19 protein-coding genes are annotated in these 17,134 nt (G+C 58.2%); 14 read left to right on the top strand and 5 right to left on the bottom strand.

The window, feature by feature from the left end:
* Positions 1-71: 71 nt before the first annotated feature.
* Positions 72-479, top strand: a complete 408-nt coding sequence (locus LDN04_RS05925) for an exosortase system-associated protein, TIGR04073 family (protein ID WP_223907589.1) — start codon at positions 72-74, stop codon at positions 477-479.
* 1 nt (position 480) lies between these two features.
* Complete coding sequence (locus tag LDN04_RS05920; RefSeq protein ID WP_223907586.1) at positions 481-873, top strand: exosortase system-associated protein, TIGR04073 family; 393 nt, start codon at positions 481-483, stop codon at positions 871-873.
* Between the two features lie 96 nt (positions 874-969).
* Here LDN04_RS05920 and LDN04_RS05915 read toward each other — a convergent pair whose 3' ends face one another.
* Entirely contained in the window at positions 970-1,215 is a 246-nt protein-coding gene (locus LDN04_RS05915) for a hypothetical protein (RefSeq protein WP_223907583.1), read from the bottom strand.
* A 346-nt stretch (positions 1,216-1,561) separates the two neighbouring features.
* Between LDN04_RS05915 and LDN04_RS05910 the strand changes: the two genes are divergently transcribed.
* From LDN04_RS05910 to gpmI, 12 genes are all read left to right on the top strand, one after another.
* The gene (locus LDN04_RS05910) at positions 1,562-4,075 is read left to right on the top strand and encodes a TIGR03960 family B12-binding radical SAM protein (RefSeq protein WP_223907581.1); all 2,514 of its coding nucleotides are present in this window, start codon (positions 1,562-1,564) and stop codon (positions 4,073-4,075) included.
* 215 nt (positions 4,076-4,290) lie between these two features.
* The gene (locus tag LDN04_RS05905) at positions 4,291-5,808 is read left to right on the top strand and encodes an Rne/Rng family ribonuclease (RefSeq protein WP_223907578.1); all 1,518 of its coding nucleotides are present in this window, start codon (positions 4,291-4,293) and stop codon (positions 5,806-5,808) included.
* A 125-nt stretch (positions 5,809-5,933) separates the two neighbouring features.
* Entirely contained in the window at positions 5,934-6,233 is a 300-nt protein-coding gene (locus LDN04_RS05900; RefSeq protein ID WP_223907575.1) for a Rieske (2Fe-2S) protein, read from the top strand.
* A gap of 89 nt (positions 6,234-6,322) precedes the next feature.
* Positions 6,323-6,631, top strand: a complete 309-nt coding sequence (gene rplU / locus LDN04_RS05895; RefSeq protein WP_223907573.1) for a 50S ribosomal protein L21 — start codon at positions 6,323-6,325, stop codon at positions 6,629-6,631.
* Between the two features lie 29 nt (positions 6,632-6,660).
* Entirely contained in the window at positions 6,661-6,918 is a 258-nt protein-coding gene (rpmA, locus tag LDN04_RS05890; RefSeq protein ID WP_223907571.1) for a 50S ribosomal protein L27, read from the top strand.
* A gap of 107 nt (positions 6,919-7,025) precedes the next feature.
* A complete protein-coding gene (gene obgE / locus LDN04_RS05885) occupies positions 7,026-8,045 on the top strand; it encodes a GTPase ObgE (protein WP_223907569.1) in 1,020 nt (339 codons plus the stop codon).
* Between the two features lie 128 nt (positions 8,046-8,173).
* A complete protein-coding gene (gene proB, locus LDN04_RS05880) occupies positions 8,174-9,295 on the top strand; it encodes a glutamate 5-kinase (RefSeq protein WP_223907567.1) in 1,122 nt (373 codons plus the stop codon).
* Between the two features lie 41 nt (positions 9,296-9,336).
* The gene (locus tag LDN04_RS05875; RefSeq protein WP_223907564.1) at positions 9,337-10,593 is read left to right on the top strand and encodes a glutamate-5-semialdehyde dehydrogenase; all 1,257 of its coding nucleotides are present in this window, start codon (positions 9,337-9,339) and stop codon (positions 10,591-10,593) included.
* 188 nt (positions 10,594-10,781) lie between these two features.
* The gene (gene nadD, locus LDN04_RS05870; RefSeq protein WP_223907561.1) at positions 10,782-11,423 is read left to right on the top strand and encodes a nicotinate-nucleotide adenylyltransferase; all 642 of its coding nucleotides are present in this window, start codon (positions 10,782-10,784) and stop codon (positions 11,421-11,423) included.
* A complete protein-coding gene (gene rsfS / locus LDN04_RS05865) occupies positions 11,420-11,806 on the top strand; it encodes a ribosome silencing factor (RefSeq protein ID WP_223907558.1) in 387 nt (128 codons plus the stop codon). The genes nadD and rsfS overlap by 4 nt, the downstream gene beginning before the upstream one ends.
* Complete coding sequence (locus LDN04_RS05860; RefSeq protein ID WP_223907555.1) at positions 11,803-12,264, top strand: 23S rRNA (pseudouridine(1915)-N(3))-methyltransferase RlmH; 462 nt, start codon at positions 11,803-11,805, stop codon at positions 12,262-12,264. The genes rsfS and LDN04_RS05860 overlap by 4 nt, the downstream gene beginning before the upstream one ends.
* A 33-nt stretch (positions 12,265-12,297) precedes the next feature.
* Positions 12,298-13,833 (top strand): 2,3-bisphosphoglycerate-independent phosphoglycerate mutase, encoded by a 1,536-nt coding sequence (gene gpmI, locus LDN04_RS05855; protein WP_223907553.1) that lies wholly within the window; start codon positions 12,298-12,300, stop codon positions 13,831-13,833.
* Between the two features lie 124 nt (positions 13,834-13,957).
* Here the strand turns inward: gpmI and LDN04_RS05850 are convergent, their stop codons facing one another.
* The 4 genes from LDN04_RS05850 to LDN04_RS05835 all read right to left on the bottom strand — a co-directional run bounded on the left by LDN04_RS05850 (position 13,958) and on the right by LDN04_RS05835 (position 17,131).
* The gene (locus LDN04_RS05850; RefSeq protein WP_223907550.1) at positions 13,958-14,377 is read right to left on the bottom strand and encodes a TraR/DksA family transcriptional regulator; all 420 of its coding nucleotides are present in this window, start codon (positions 14,375-14,377) and stop codon (positions 13,958-13,960) included.
* 110 nt (positions 14,378-14,487) lie between these two features.
* Positions 14,488-15,831 carry a 30S ribosomal protein S12 methylthiotransferase RimO gene (gene rimO / locus LDN04_RS05845; RefSeq protein WP_223907547.1) on the bottom strand — a complete coding sequence of 448 codons (1,344 nt, stop codon included), beginning with the start codon at positions 15,829-15,831 and terminating at the stop codon, positions 14,488-14,490.
* 49 nt (positions 15,832-15,880) lie between these two features.
* Positions 15,881-16,366, bottom strand: coding sequence for a YajQ family cyclic di-GMP-binding protein (locus tag LDN04_RS05840; RefSeq protein WP_223907545.1), 486 nt, complete (start codon positions 16,364-16,366; stop codon positions 15,881-15,883).
* 51 nt (positions 16,367-16,417) lie between these two features.
* Entirely contained in the window at positions 16,418-17,131 is a 714-nt protein-coding gene (locus tag LDN04_RS05835; RefSeq protein WP_223907542.1) for an outer membrane lipoprotein carrier protein LolA, read from the bottom strand.
* Positions 17,132-17,134 lie beyond the last annotated feature (3 nt).

Raw genomic sequence — 17,134 nt, 5'->3', positions numbered from 1 at the left:
TTGCCACGCCGCACTAATTGTGTTAAAAGACAATTACATTCAATATGTTCGTGTTTTTGAAAGGAGATTATATGCGGATTCTCACCAGAACTCTCCCCCTCCTGCTCCTGCTTTGCCTTGCCAGTCCGGTCCTCGCCCAGGATTCCCCGAAACCGGAAACCATTGTGGACAAGATGGCCTTCAAATTTGTCCGCGGCGTGACAAATGTGGCAACGTCCATCGCGGAGGTCCCCAAGCAGACCTACCTTAATGTGCGGGACCGGGGGAAGGTCGGTTACGTGGTCGGACCACTTGCGGGTATTGGTATGACTGTCTACAGAGCAGTGATGGGAGCCGCCGAGACGGTGTTCTTCATGGTCCCCCAACCGGGTTATTTCGACCCCATGGTCGATCCCGAGTATGTCTGGCAGGGGTGGGAAGAGATGCGAAATGAGCCCATTAATCAGGCCGATGCGGGACAGCCGGCGCCGGCGAAATGATATGGAACGGAACACACTGAAAAAGATGGCGGGCATGGCACTGCTGTGCGCGGGACTTCTCTGTGGAGAAGTGAACCCTGTCCATGCCGGTGCCGACAACTTCCAGACCCCGGAAAATTCGTCTCCCCAGCAACTGGTGGAAGGCATGTCGGGCAAGATGGTCAGGGGGGTCACCAACGTTGCGACCGGCTGGCTGGAATTCCCCATGCAGATATATCTGACCATCAAGAACGAGGGAGTCACGAAGGGACTGACCGTCGGCCCACTGAAAGGGCTCGGCATGACCCTGGTCAGGACGGTAACGGGAGCCGCCGAAACCACGACCTTCTTCCTCGCCTATCCCGGTTTTTACGACCCCTATTTTGAGCCTGAGTTTGCCTGGGAAGAAGAGTAGGAAACAAACAGAGGGGCTGCCGTTTCTACCCGCATTGCAGACAAAAAAAAGCCGCATCCGAAGAGGCGGCTTTTTTCATGTGCTGTGAATCTCGAATTACTTCGCGGCCGGAGCAGCAGGAGCAGCAGGAGCAGCAGCTTCTTCTTTTTTCACGGCTTTCTTGGCTTTCTTGGCTTTCTTGGCTTTCTTGGCCGGTTTCTTCTCTTCTTTCTTCACTTCGGCAGCCGGAGCAGCCGGAGCAGCCGGAGCAGCAGCAGGCTTGGCGGGCTCAGCGGCGCACACGATACCAGCGAAAGAAACGGCAACAAGAGCAGCAACGATGGTGGACAGAACTTTTTTCATTTGTACTTCCTCCTAAAAATGGTTTGTGCCTATCTCATTAGCACTACTCATGCCAACCTTATGACAACATGTAATTACAGCAGGTTATACGATATATACCCTTATAACCAGCACCACATCCATATACGGTAACCGGAAATCGTCCAGTCAAAACCTCATTTGCGGTATATGGTGCAGTCAAGTCGACACGGCATCTCTCTTGCTAAAAACATTAAATTGTACTATGTTGGCAAATAGATAGGTCGTGGCGGTAGCCCCCGCCGGGACCTTTTTTTTTCGGCTGCCATCAGTTCTCCCCGGCAACCCGCACCTCTACGGTTAATGACTACAGTTCCGGAGTATCGCCTTGCTGAATGATGACTTGCTTAGAATCGAAAAACCTGCCCGCTACATGGGGGGCGAAATGGGGGGAGTGCGCAAGGAACGGCCGGAAATCCGCTTTGTCCTCGCATTTCCCGATGTTTATGAAGTGGGGATGAGCCATCTGGGACTGCAGATTCTCTACGGAATTCTGAACAGCGTACAGTGGCTCGCCGCTGAACGTGCTTACACCCCCTGGCCCGACCGGGAAGAGCAGCTCCGTCACGAAATGACTCCCCTTGCCACCCTGGAAAGCGGCACTCCACTCGCACGGGCAGATATTGTCGGCTTTACGCTCCAGTACGAGCTTTCCTACACCAACATCCTCAACATGCTGGAACTGGCAGGCATTCCCCTCCTTGCAACCGAGCGGGACGCATCCTGGCCGCTCGTCATAGCCGGCGGCCCGTGTGCCGGAAACCCGGAGCCCCTGGCCGATTTTTTTGACGCCGTCCTGCTGGGGGACGGGGAAGAGGCATCCATTGAGATTGCTGAAACCGTTCGTCGATGGAAGCTTGAAGGAAGCGGCAACAAAGCGGCTCTTCTGACGGAACTGTCGAAAATCGAAGGGGTGTATGTCCCCTCCTTCTTCACCATCAGCTACGGGGAGAACGGGCAGATCGCGGTCATCGATCCCCTCAAGCCGGGCTATGATCGAGTGAAGCGGCGAATCCTTGCCAACCTGGAGGATGCCCCCTACCCTACCGCACCGGTCATTCCCTTCCTGAAAACCGTCCACGATCGGGTAAGCCTGGAGATCGCCCGCGGCTGCACCCGCGGCTGCCGCTTCTGCCAGGCTGGCTACATCTACCGCCCGGTGCGGGAACGTTCGCCACAGCGGATACTGGATCTGGTCGAGGCGACCCTCCGCAATACCGGCTACGATGAGATTTCTCTTCTCTCCCTATCCACGGGGGATTACAGCTGCATCGCACCACTTCTCAAGGAACTCATGGCGAGGTATGCGGAGCAAAGGATCGCCGTTTCCTTTCCGTCGCTCCGGGTTGGCTCACTCACCCAGGAACTGGTGGACGAGGTAAAGAAAGTGCGCAAGACCGGCTTTACTCTTGCCCCGGAGGCGGGGAGCGAGCGACTCCGGCTGGTGATCAACAAGGGGATAACGGAAGACGACCTGCTGCAGAATGCCGCGGAGGTCTACCGGGCCGGCTGGCGGCTCATTAAGCTCTACTTCATGATCGGCCTTCCGACCGAAACCATGGACGACGTGCTCGGCATCGCCGACCTGGCAAGAAAGGTCAAACAGCAGGGAAAGCTGTCGGGGCACGGCGGCGAGGTGAACGTGGCGGTCTCCAGCTTCGTCCCCAAACCGAACACCCCCTTCCAGTGGGAACCCCAGATCAGTTACGAGGAGATCCTCACCAAGCAGGAATTCCTCCGGACGGAACTGAAGAAACGCAAGCTCAACTTCAAATGGCAGGACGCACCGCTGTCGGTCATGGAAGGGGTCTTTGCCCGCGGCGACCGCCGCCTCGGCAAGGTGTTGCTGGAAGCCCGTCGCCTCGGCTGCCGCTTCGACGGCTGGGGTGAGCATTTCAGCTTCTCCCGCTGGCAGGAGGCGTTCAAAAACTGCGGCATCGACCCGCGTTTCTACCTCCGCGGCCGGAATCCTGCGGAAATCCTCCCTTGGGACCACCTGGAATGCGGGGTAACCAAGGAGTTCCTGCTGCGCGAACTCGCCAACGCAACGGCCGATGATGCCGCCTATACTCCCGACTGCCGTACCGGCGCCTGTACCGGTTGCGGGGTCTGTGACTTCGGCAATATCAGGATGCGGCTGAGCGCTCCCGACTTAAAGGAACCCACTGCCGCTGCTCCACCAACCGAGATACCACTGCCCACAACAACACCGACACGCATCCGCATCCGCTTCAGCAAAACCGGCCCCATGCGCTTTCTGAGCCACCTGGAGATGATCACGCTCTTCACCCGTGCAGTTGGGAAGAGCCGGGTGCCGATCCGCTACTCCCAGGGATTTCATCCCCACCCCAAATTCTCCTTCGCCACTGCCCTGTCGGTAGGGGTTGAATCGTGGGCCGAATACCTGGACATGGAACTGGCCGAACCCTGGAGCGCCGACAGGGTGAAGGATGCCCTCAATTCGGTCCTCCCCGCAGGGGTTGAAATTCTCGAAAGTGCAGAAATCCCGTTGAACAGTACCTCCCTGTCGGTTATCATGGATAAGGTGCGCTACCGGGTCACCCTTCCTGCCGGACTCGACCTCGACCTGCCGGCGCGGGCGGTGTCCTTTCTCGCCCTGGAAAGCCATCCGTACCACCGGGAGAAAAAGGGAAAGATCCAGGATTTCGACCTGCGCATGGAACTTCAGGACCTCCGGGTTTCCGGCGGCGAGTTGGAGATGGTCGTCGGCCGCGGCAAGCCCCTTGAATTCGCCGCCGCCATAACCGGCCTCTCCCTGGAAGAACTGACGGGCGCACAGGTCGAAAAACTCGACGTGATTTTCAAAGATTTACCTTCTTGAAAGATATTAATAACAATTAAATAGTTAAGAAACGTGGATATTTGCCCTGGCAAACCGGGAGAATGCGCGAAACCGCAATTAGTGCCATGCCGCCCAACTTTGCTTGCAAATTGGGCCGCGAAGGCGCCCCGAAGGGGGCCGCCAATGGCCGAGCCACAAGCAAACCCGATGACTCACACAGTCAGGATGAAAAAGCCGCGTTTCCGGAGGAACAGATGGGCAACGAACTGGTCATAAACACCGCCTCCCACGAAACCCGCATCGCGCTCATAGAGAACGGCACCATCGCCGAACTCTACATTGAGCGGAGCCGGGTCAAGGGGATCGTCGGCAATATTTACAAAGGACGGGTCATCCGGGTGCTTCCCGGCATGCAGGCCGCCTTCGTGGACATCGGCCTGGAGAAGGCCGCCTTCCTCTACGTTGCCGACGTCTTCGACGCCATGGACGAATACGAGTCGTTCATGGACGGCAACGGCAAGAAGGAAGAGCAACCTGAAGGCGAGGGGGAAGGTGCTGTGCTGCATCCGCTCCACCCCATCGAAGAACTCCTCCAGGAGGGGCAGGAGCTCCTGGTGCAGATTTCCAAGGAGCCCCTCGGCACCAAGGGGGCACGTATCACCGCCCACATCTCCCTCCCCGGCCGGCACCTTGTCTACATGCCGACCGTTGACCATGTGGGGGTATCACGCCGCATCGAGGAGGAGGTGGAGCGGGAGCGGCTCAAGGAGATCGTCGAACGGATCAAGCCTGCAAACGGCGGCTTCATCGTCCGTACCGTCTCGGAAGGGAAAAGCGAGGAGGACCTGGTCGCCGACCTGAACTACCTGACCAAACTCTGGGGTGAGGTGGTCAAGAAGAACGAGAAGGCCCACGCCCCCAGCCTCATCCATTCCGACCTGGACGTAACCCAGAAGGTGGTACGGGACATTCTCACCGAAGCGGTGGACCGGATCGTGGTCGATTCCAAGCCGGAGCACGACCGGATCGTCCAGTTCATCACCACCTTCATGCCGAAAATGAAATACTCCATCGAGCTCTACGACGAGGAAGAGCCTATCTTCGACCACTTCGGTCTGGAGGTGGAAATCAGCCGCGCCCTGGGGCGGAAGGTCTGGCTAAAATCGGGCGGCTACATCATCATCGAACAGACCGAGGCACTCACCGCCATTGACGTTAACACCGGCCGCTTCGTGGGAAAGCACAATCTGGAAGACACCATCCTCAAGACCAACCTGGAGGCGGTCAAGGAAATCGCCTACCAGTTGCGCCTCAGGAATATCGGTGGCATCATCATCATCGACTTCATCGACATGGAAAAGGAGGTCAATCGGGACAAGGTCTTCACCGCCTTGGAGGAGGCGCTTAAAAGCGACAAATCCAAGACCAATATCCTCAAGATCTCCGAATTGGGGCTGGTGGAGATGACCCGCAAACGGGTGCGGGAGAGCATCGGCAGGATGCTCTGCGAGCCCTGTCCCTACTGCGAGGGGCGCGGCTATGTCAAGTCCAAGACCACCGTCTGCCACGAGATATTCCGGGAGCTCAGGAGGGAGATGCTCGACATCCGCGGCACCAAGGTGATGCTCACCGTCCACCCTCAGGTGGCCGACCTCCTCTACGACGAAGAGCGGCGCGGCCTGGAGGAACTGGAAAAGAAGTTCAAGAAGCGGATCACGGTACGGGCAAAGCCGGGTTTTCACCAGGAACAGTTCGAGATCACCATTAGCTAGCTCCAGCAGTTCAGCCTCAGAAGGACTGGGGAGGATGACCTCCCCCCCTTCCACCATCATGAACATCACCATGTGATCGATTGATGCCTGACCCCCGGCTGACCAACGACCCAAGGAGGAACTAAATGGTATTCGCCGCAAAGGTTTCCGAGGTTCCCCTCTGGGGGAAAAAGGTTGTCACCATGAACGGCCAGGAGATTCTGCTGGTCAACAGCAAAGGAACCATCTACGCCTGCGAAACCGAATGTCCCCATCAGGGGGCACCCCTCTCCGGGGCACTTCTCAAGGATGCCGACATTATCACCTGCCAGCGCCACGGTTACCGTTTCAACCTGCAGAGCGGTGAATGTAAAGAGTTCCCGGAGTATACCCTGAAAACCTATCCCGTCCAGATGGTGGGAGACGAAATCCACGTTGAAATCTGATTCCCTCGAAATATTTGCCTTGACATGGCGATATATTTCCGATATTTTTTAGCGCTCACGCTAAAAATCGGTAAAGGTGGTGAAACTCAATGTACGCAGTAGTTAAAACCGGAGGGAAGCAATACAAAGTTTCCGAAGGCGATCTGTTGAAGATCGAGAAACTCGAGGGGGCCGTCGGTGACACCGTCGAACTCAGCGAAGTCCTGATGGTTGGCGGCGATACGGTCAAAATCGGAACACCGTTAGTGCCCAGTGCCTCTGTGGTCGGCAAGATCGTCGAGCAGGGGAAAGACAAGAAAATCCTTGTCTTCAAGTCGAAACGGAGAAAAAACTCCAGGAAACTTAACGGGCACCGTCAACCGAGAACCATTCTGAAGATCGAAAAGATTAACGCCTAAAAGTTTTACCTGATCAAGGAGATAGCACCATGGCACACAAGAAAGCCGGCGGAAGTTCGCGTAACGGCCGCGACTCGGAAAGCAAACGCCTCGGCTGCAAGAAGTTCGGCGGCGAAGCCGTCACAGCCGGCAACATCATCTACCGTCAGCGCGGTACCCAGATTCATCCGGGAACCAACGTCGGATGTGGCAGGGATTACACCCTCTACGCCCTGATCGACGGCGTTGTCAAGTTCGAACGGCTCGGCCGGGACCGCAAGAAGGTTTCCGTCTACCCCGCAAACTAGGGAGCCAACCACAAACAACGCAAAAGCCTGGGACTGCAGAGTTCCGGGCTTTTGTTGTTTGAACGGAGAGGGATCAACCTCCCCTCTGCAAGTCCAGAAGGATCACCATGAGCTTCATCGACGAAGTAAAGATACACCTGAAGTCCGGTGACGGCGGGGCCGGCTGCGTCTCGTTCCGGCGGGAAAAATTCATCCCCTACGGCGGCCCGGACGGCGGCGACGGCGGCAAGGGAGGGGACGTCATCATCCAGGCCTCTTCCGGCCTTTCCACTCTCCTCGACCTGCGCCAGCGCCCCCACCAGAAGGCCAAACGCGGGGGGAACGGCATGGGGAAGGACCGTCACGGAGCGTACGGAGACAGTTTGAAGATTCTGGTCCCCGTCGGTACCGTCATCAAGGATGCGGAGACCGACGAAATACTGGCCGACCTGACCGAGCCGGAACAAACGGTCGTCCTCCTCAAAGGGGGCCGCGGCGGCCAGGGGAATGCCCGTTTCGCAACCTCCACCAACAAGGCCCCCAAATTCGCCCAACCCGGCGAGCCGGGGGAAGAACGCTGGGTCCGGCTGGAACTGAAACTCATGGCCGACGTGGGTCTCCTCGGTTTCCCGAGTGTGGGGAAATCGTCCTTCATCGCCAAGGTCTCCGCCGCTCGTCCAAAGATTGCCGACTACCCCTTTACCACTCTTGTCCCCAACCTGGGGGTGGTGGCATACAAGAATTACCGCTCCTTTGTCATCGCCGATATACCTGGGCTCATTGAAGACGCCCATGTGGGAGCAGGGCTCGGCCACCGCTTTCTCAAACACCTGGAGCGGACCGGCCTACTCCTTCACATCCTGGATATTTCCTGGATGCCGGAGCGCGACCCGATCCAGGAGTACGAAGCACTCAACCGGGAACTATCCCTCTTCAATCCCGAACTGGCGGAAAAGACGCAGATCATCGTCATCAACAAAATCGACCTCCCCCAGGTGAAGGAAAACATTCCCCAGGTCCTCCCCTGGTTCACCGGGCGTGGGCTCAAGGTATTCCCCATCTCCACCGTCACCGGCCAGGGAATCCCGGAACTGCTGGACGAGATCGCCCGCAACCTCTGGGGAGAGCCTGCCACCGAGGAGTGGTAACGTTTGCCATGCCCGGGCAAACATGGTATGTAATGTCATATCCTTAGTAACTGCGGCACATTTACGGAGGTCCTCGGCGGAAACGCTCATTCAGCGCGTCGGGACATCAGCGAAAAAACAGGCACGCCATGCGCGAAGAAATTCTCCACAAGGTCAAACGGCTCGTCATCAAAATCGGCAGCCGGGTCCTCACCTGCACCGACAACGGTCTCGACCTGGCGACCATCGGCCGTCTCGCCGCCGAGATCACCGATCTGCGCAGCCGTGGCTTTGAGGTCATCATGGTCTCCTCAGGGGCCGGAGCGGCCGGGCGCAAGGAGCTCGGGCTGGACGACCGCCCCCGAACCATCCCCCAGAAGCAAGCCGCGGCGGCCATTGGCCAACCACGGCTCATGCGCGCCTACGAAGAGGCGTTTGCCGCCCACGGACACAAGGTGGCCCAGCTTCTCCTCACGCGGCACGACCTGATGGACCGGCAGCGCTTTCTCAACGCCCGCGCCACCCTCGACACCCTCCTACACTTCGGCGTCATCCCGATCATCAACGAGAACGACACCGTCGTGGTGGATGAAATCAAGTTTGGCGACAACGACAACCTGTCGGCCCTGGTGACCAACCTGACCGAAGCCCAGCTTCTGGTGATCCTGACCGACATAGACGGTTTTTACGATGCCGACCCCCGGGGAAACCCCGACGCCCGGCTGGTGCCGCTGGTACGGGCCATCACCAAGGACGTGGAGAAGGCGGGAGGAAGCTCCGGTTCTACCGTTGGCACCGGTGGCATGGCCACTAAGTTGGCGGCCGCGAAAAAGGCGGGGCAGTTCGGCGTAGCGACGATCATGATCAACGGCATGACCGCCGGCAACCTCACCCGAATTATGGCGGGAGAAGAGGTGGGGACCCTGTTCCTGCCGGCGCGGACGGTGCTGAACCGGCGCAAGCACTGGATCGCCTACACCCTGCGACCCCGCGGCAGGATCATTGTCGACGAAGGGGCACGCAAGGTGCTTGCCCAGCATGGCAGAAGCCTCCTCCCCTCCGGCATCGTCGGTATCGAAGGGGAATTCGAACGGGGGTCCTGCGTGCGGGTCTGCGGCCCGGACGGCACGGAGTTCGCCCGCGGCATCGTCGACTACGCGAGCCAGGAACTCGGCAAGATCCTCGGTCACAAAAGCGGCGAGATCGAGCAGATTCTTGGTTACCGGTACGGGGACGAGATCATTCACCGGGACAACCTGGTGGTGCTCTGAAGTGCAACATCGTCCGATTACTTAATGCGGAGGGACCCAGCATGACCATAGCCGAACAGATCAGAAAAATCGCCACTGATGCACGTCAGGCCTCGCACGTGATGGCCCGCCTCTCTTCCGGGGCGAAAAACGGGCTGCTCCTCGCCATGGCCGATGCCCTTGTCGCCAATACAGCCATACTCGTGGGTGAAAACAAAAAAGACCTGTCGGCGGGTGAACAGAAAGGGCTCTCCAGTGCCATGCTCGACCGCCTCATGCTCGATGAAACGCGGGTTAGGGCGATGGCAGACGGTCTGCGGGAAGTGGCCACTCTCCCCGACCCGGTCGGCGAGGTAACCAGGATGTGGAAACGCCCCAACGACCTGCAGGTGGGCAAGATGCGCATCCCTCTGGGGGTCATCGGCATCATCTACGAAGCACGTCCCAACGTCACTGCCGATGCGGCGGCCCTCTGCCTCAAGGCTGGGAATGGCGTGATACTGCGTGGCGGCTCCGAGGCGATCCACTCAAACCTGGCCATTGCCCGTATTCTTCAGGCTGAGATGAACAAGGCCGGCATCCCGGCAGCGGCCCTCGCTGTCGTTCCCTTTGCTGAGAGGGAGGGGGTACTGGAACTGCTCAAGCAGGAGGAATTCATCGACCTCATCATCCCCCGTGGCGGCGAAAGCCTCATCCGCTTCGTGGTGGAGCACTCCAAGATTCCGGTCATCAAGCATTACAAAGGGGTCTGTCATGTATTCGTCGATGCCACAGCCGACTTCGACATGGCTGAGAGGATCATCATCAACGCCAAGACTCAGCGTCCCGGCGTCTGCAACGCCCTGGAAACCCTTCTCGTGCACAAAGATGTGGCCGAGACCTTCATCCCCCGCATCGCCACAACCCTCACAGGCCTCAAGGTAGAACTGCGGGGCGATGACTGCTTCCGCCAGTTCGCCCCCCAGGCCAAACCCGCGACGGAAGAGGACTGGCATGCCGAGTACCTGGAGTTGATCCTTGCGGCCCGGGTGGTGGACGGTCTGGACGAGGCGATCGACCACATCAACCGGTACGGCTCGCTCCACACCGAGGCAATCGTCACCAGCGACTACGCCACCGCCCAGCGATTCATCAGAGAGGTAAACTCGAGCTGCGTACTGGTCAACGCCTCGACCCGTTTCGCCGACGGTAACCAGTTGGGACTCGGCGCGGAGATCGGCATCTCAACCACCAAGCTCCACTCCTTCGGCCCCATGGGACTGGAGGATCTGACGACGACCAAGTTCATCGTCTACGGTGACGGACAAATACGACAATAAGGAACGCGCCTTTTACGCAATCTCTGCGTTGATCTTCGGGGATTCCTTGTGCGGCGTAGCGCTGCTACGCCTCCGCGTCACCCCTTGATCGCCTTGACCTTGCGAAAAAATCACATTCCTGAGTAGTGATTGATGACGAATCGTTTCATCCCGATTCCTGTGCTGTTAAAAATGATTCCGGGGTCTTTGTGAAAGTAGGCATTATCGGCGGCACCTTCAATCCAATTCATTTGGCTCATCTGCGCATCGCAGAGGAGGTGCGGGACAGTCTTGAGCTGGCACGGGTGGTCTTCATCCCGGCGTCGTCGCCACCCCACAAGCCGCTGGCAGGAGAGATTCCTTTTGCGCACCGGCTTGCCATGGTGCAGCTGGCGGTACAGGACAACCCAGCCTTCAGCGTGTCGGACATGGAGGGAAAGCGGGGGGGAAGGTCCTATTCGATCGATACCCTGCGGACCCTGCGTAACGACCATCCCAACGACGAATTCTTTTTCATCATTGGCAGCGACTCCTTCCTGGAAATCGGCAGCTGGCATGAATTTGACGCCATATTTGCCTGCTGCAACCTGGTGGTAGTGGAACGCCCTGGCGCCGCTATTACCGACTTGGAGACAGTCCTCCCCACCGCCATTGCCGGGGAATTCGATTATTTACCCGAGGAACACCGCCTCGTCCACCGCTCAGGCTACTCGGTCCATTACCTGCGCGGGATTCCCTTCGACATCTCATCCAGCGCCATCCGGGAACAGGCCCGGCAGGGGCACTCGCTCAGATACCTCGTACCGTCAACGGTCGAGCATTACATAAAGGAACAGAGGTTGTACCTATGAGTACTAAACAGATTATGGAGGCCCAGGAACGGGCCATCAAATCCGCCGCCCTGGCACTCGACAAGAAGGCCCTCGACGTTCGGGTCCTGGAAATACGGAAGCTTTCCTCCATCGCCGATTACCTGGTACTGGCATCCGGCCGTTCGGACAAGCAGGTCCAGGCCATCGCCGATTCGGTCCGGCAGGGGCTGAAGAAATTCGGCAAATTCCTGGATATCGAGGGGGAGAAGGAAGGGAACTGGATCGTCATCGATTACGGTGACGTGATCGTCCATGTCTTTCAGGAGGAACTGCGCCACCGCTACGACCTGGATGAACTTTGGAGCGCCGCGCCGGAAGTGGAAATCCCCGCCGAATACCGCTGGGAAGACAGGGAACTGTGAAGATCAGGGTCGTCTGGGTCGGCAAGACCCAGGAGGCATGGGTAAAGGCCGGTATCGAGGAGTACGCAGGCCGCATCCGGCGCTATACACCCCTGGAAATTTCAGAGGCAAAAGAGGAAAAGGGGATCCAGCATGAAATGGGGCGTGCTGCAGAGTGCGCACGACTCGGGAAACTCCTGCCGAAAAACGCCTGTCTGGTCCTTCTCGACGAACGGGGAGATGAACTGGACTCCCGCCAGCTGGCAACCTTCATCGAAAAGCAACGTGACAGCGCCATTCCCGAACTGGTGTTCGCCATCGGCGGGGCCTACGGCTTCAGCGACGAGTTCCGCCGCCAGGCACAACGCACCATTGCCCTGTCACGCCTCACCTTCACCCACCAGATGGTGCGGCTTTTCCTGCTGGAACAGATTTACCGGGGATTCACCATTCTCAACAACGAACCGTACCACCATTGAACCGGTGAAACGTGAAGAGTGAGGAGAACCAATATGCCGAAACAACCATTGCTGCTGATGATTCTCGACGGCTGGGGGCTGAACCCCCACCCTGAACACAACGCCATCGCCCAGGCCCGGACACCGAACATGACCGGGCTCTGCCGAGAGTACCCCTGTACCGACATCGGCACTTCCGGCATGTCGGTGGGCCTCCCCGACGGCCAGATGGGAAATTCGGAAGTGGGACACCTGAACATCGGTGCCGGCAGGACCGTTTACCAGGACCTGACTCGCATCTCCAAATCGATCAATGACGGCGATTTCTTCGACAATCCGGTGCTCCTCGACTGCATCCGCAAGGCCAAGGCCGCCGGCGGCCGGCTCCATCTGGCCGGCCTTCTCTCCGACGGCGGAGTGCATTCTCACAACACCCACCTCTATGGACTCCTGGAACTTGCCCGCAGGGAAGGGGTAGAGACATTCGTCCACTGCCTCATGGATGGCCGGGACACCCCCCCCAAGAGCGGTGCCGGCTATCTCGCCCAACTGGGAGTTGAAATAGGAAAGATCGGCGCGGGAAAGATTGCCACGGTTATCGGCCGCTACTACGCCATGGACAGGGACAACCGGTGGGAGCGGGTCGAGCAGGCCTACAACGCCATCGTTCGCGGTACTGGAGAGTCAAGGAAAAGTGCCGCGGAAGCCATCGATGCAAGCTACGCCGCGGGGGTGAACGACGAGTTCGTGAAGCCGGCGGTGATCGTCGCCAACGGCCAGCCGGTGGGAACAGTACGGGACGGCGACGGCTTTATCTTCTTCAACTTCCGCTCCGACCGGGCCCGTGAAATCACCCGGGCGTTGGCACTGGATGACTGTCCCGGCTTTGTCCGGCAGGACCGGCCGCGGCTCTCCGCCTACGTCTGCATGACCGAATACGACGCCACCTTCGGCCTCCCCCTTGCCTTCGGTCCGGAGTCTCTTACCAACATCCTCGGCGAAGTACTGGGAAAGCATGGCCTTACGCAACTCCGGATTGCCGAAACGGAGAAATATGCCCACGTCACCTTTTTCTTCAATGGAGGCGTGGAGGAACCGTTTCCCGGTGAGGAGCGCTGCCTCATCCCCTCGCCCAAGGAGGTCGCCACCTATGACCAGAAGCCGGAAATGAGTGCCTATCTGGTCACCGACGAACTGATGAAGCGCCTCGACACGGGGAACTACGACGTCATTGTCCTCAACTTCGCCAACGCCGACATGGTGGGGCACACCGGCATCATGCCGGCCGCCATACGGGCCATCGAGACGGTTGACGACTGCGTCGGCCGACTGGTGACAAAAGTGCGCGAGATGGGAGGGACGGCCATCATCACCGCCGATCACGGCAATGCAGAAGTCATGGTGGACGAAACCGGCGGCCCCCACACCGCCCACACCACCGACCGGGTGCCGCTCATACTTGTTAACGATACGTGTAAGGGGAAAACGTTGCGGCCCGGTATACTGGCCGACATCGCACCGACCATGCTGCACCTCCTCGGCATCCCGCAGCCCAAGGAAATGACCGGTAAAAGCCTGCTCGCGGAGTAATTTCTCAACTGACATGCATTGGCCACCGAGGTCACTGAGCACAAGAAAAGACGGCCCGCAGGATGCGGGCCGCCTTTTGTATCTTGACAGTAAGGGAGTGCCAGCGGCAATCCCTTTTGTTTTCTCAGGCCTCTTCCTCTTCCCCTAGGGCGATCTCCCTGTAGGCCCGCTCTTCCTCGAAACGCTTGGTCTGTGCCTGCTGCTTCTCGATGTCGGCCTTGCACTTGACGCAGTACCGGGCAAAGGGCATGACTTTGAGCCGGCCGAGGGGGATCTCCTCCTCGCACTCCTCACAGATACCGTACTCGCCGTCCTCAATCTTGAGGAGGGCCTCGTCGATGTTGTGGAGCTTTTCCCGCTCCCGGTCATTCAGCAGCAGACCCAGTTCCCGGTCCCGTTCCGATGAAGCCTGGTCGTAAATATCTCCGCTCGGCTCGCCGGTGGAGAGGCTGGAGCCGCTTTTGACCGCCTTGTTTATCTCCGTAAGCGTATCGTCCTTCATTCTCAGGAGGATCGCCTTCATCTCGTCCATCTTTTCAACCATTACACCCACGCTCCATCTTGAAATGTCCCCCTTCGAGGCGTCGCAATAATACAGTAATTTCCCCTTTTGTCAAGGAAAAAGCCGGGAGGCGGAAACCCCGCGCCGCGGCTTCAGGCAACGATTTCCCCGATAAGATCATAGTCCGAGGAGTCGGTAATCCGCAGATTGACGATATCCCCCACATTGGCATTACCGGCGGTGATATAAACCTGTCCGTCGATGTCGGGTGCCTGGCGGGCCGAGCGCCCCCGCAGCAGCAGTTCGGTCTCCTCGCTGTACCCTTCGACGATGACCTGTTCCACCGTATCGATCAGCTGGCGGTTGCGCCGAAAGGAGAGTCGCGCCTGAGCCCGCATCAGCTTCTTGTAGCGTTCCCGCTTGACCCGCTCCGAAACCTGCTCCGGCATCTCCGCCGCCGGCGTCCCCTCTTCCCGCGAGTAGCAGAAGACCCCGAGCCGGTCGAACTGAGCCTCCTCCACAAACCGGAGAAGCTTCTTGAAATCGTCATCGGTTTCGCCGGGAAAACCGACGATGAGGGAAGTACGCAGGGCAACACCGGGAATCTCTTCCCGCAACCGGTTTATGAGTGCCCGGATCTCCGCTTCCGAACTGCGGCGATTCATCTTCTTGAGAATGGGATCACTGATGTGCTGGAGAGGAATATCAAGATATTTGCAGACCTTGGATTCGGTCCTGATGACCTCGATGAGACTCTCCCGTATGCCGTCGGGATAGGCGTAGAGAAGCCTGATCCAGGCAAGTCCCTCGATCTTCGCCAATTCCCGTATGAGTTCCTCCAAGGTCGGCCGCTCCGGCAGATCCTGGCCGTAGCCGGTGATGTCCTGGGCAATCAGGTTGATTTCCTTCACCCCACCCGCCACCAGGGTGCGAGCTTCCTCAAGGAGCCGAGCCTTGGGACGGGAGCGGAAGGAACCACGCAGAGACGGAATGACGCAGTAGGAGCAGCAGTTGGAGCACCCCTCGGCGATCTTCAGGTAGGCAGTGTAGGCCGGAGACGATTTGAGGCGGGGGAGGTTCTCGTCATAGATGAGGTTGGGATCGCCAACATAGCGGAGTTGCTCATCGGTCCCCTCCTTTTCCGCAATGATCTCGGCGATACGCGGGTAATCGCCGGTCCCGACGAAGATGTCCACCTCCGGAAGGTCCTGGGCCAGTTCCTCCTGGTAGCGCTGGGGAAGGCAGCCGGTGACGATGAGAAGCCGGCAGCGGGCGTCATGCTTGCGGTCGGCCAGGTCGAGAATGGTGTCAATGCTCTCTTGCTTCGCCTCTTTTATGAACGAACAGGTATTGACGATGATGATATCGGCATCCCGTTCGTCGGTCGTGATCTCGTACTTCTCATTGGACAGATAGCCGAGCATCACCTCGGCGTCCACCAGATTCTTCGGACAGCCGAGGCTGACCAGGCTGACTTTTTCTTTAGCTGTGCTCAATATGACCTCGTGAAAACGTTTTGTAGGGGCACCCTCGAAGGATACCGAATTACGACCTGAAATTTATGAATTGCATCTCGACATCCAGATTCTTCCCCTTCAGAATCCTGATGACCTCCTGGAGGTCATCGATGTTCTTGCCGGTCACCCGCACCTGGTCGTCCTGAATCTGGCTCTGCACCTTGAGCTTGGTCTCCTTGATGACAGCGTTGATCTCCTTCCCCTTTTCTTTGGAGATCCCCTGCTGGATGGTGATTATCTGCCGCACCATGCTGCCGGAGGCGGACTCTGCCTTCCCGTACTGAAGCGCTTTTACGGATATCCCCCGCTTGATGAACTTGGACTGAAGAATGTCGATGATCGACTTCAGCCGGAAATCATCGTCCGCCAGTACTTTGATGCTCTCCTTTTCCTGGGTCACCTCGCACTTGCTCCCTTTGAAGTCGTAACGCTGGGCAATCTCCTTAACGGTCTGGTTGACCGCGTTATCCACCTCCTGCATATCTACCTTGGAAACGATGTCGAATGACGGCATCTCACAACCTCCTTAATAAATCAGGTAGAGGTATTCTTCGCTATCGACCTCTTACCTGTTCCTTATGATTTCCACTCCGTCGGGCACCTTGAAGGTGAAACGATTCCCCCCGATACCGCGATTCACCTTGACCCGGGTGTAGTCGATGGCGGTCTTGTTGCCTAACTGGTCGTACACCACTGATGCGAGGATGGGAAACGGCACTTCCGGCTTGTGATCCACCAGAAAGCGATCCACGGCCGTTGCGGCGATGGTCAGTTGAAGCCTGGCAAGAGCCTGGCTCGGTTTCTTCGGCACGAGATCGAGAACATAGTTCCCCTTCTTGTCCCGACCATCGCCGGCGAAGCTGATGGTGAAATCGCGCGACACGCTCCCCATCCCCGTCAGATAGTTAAGCGCTACCCCGTTACCCCCCTGGAACATGGCCGCCATCTCCATCACCATGACCTGCTTGTTGTCGGGGAGGTAGTACCAGACCGTCTTGCCGTTGGAGATAATCTGCTGCTTCGGCTTTGAGTAATTGAAACGGAACATGGCGTTTGCCCCCGACGGCTTCTTCATGAGCAGTTCGCCGCCACCACGCTCCTCCCGCTTCAGGGAGGCAATGGTGGTGCGCTGGGTGAAGTCGGCCTGCAGGTCAGTAAGAACGCGGTAGCCCTGCTCAAGGGTGTCGACCACATCCTTCAGTTCGGCTGCGGTAGCCCCCTGAATCATGATTGCCACCAGCACAAGCGAAGAAAGCAACCTCAACATATATGTTTTCATAAC

This window comes from Geobacter sp. AOG1, assembly GCF_019972315.1.
GTDB lineage: Bacteria > Desulfobacterota > Desulfuromonadia > Geobacterales > Geobacteraceae > Geomobilimonas.
The sequence above is the reverse complement of the archived record's forward strand: the minus strand, read 5'-3'. Positions and strand labels throughout refer to the sequence as shown.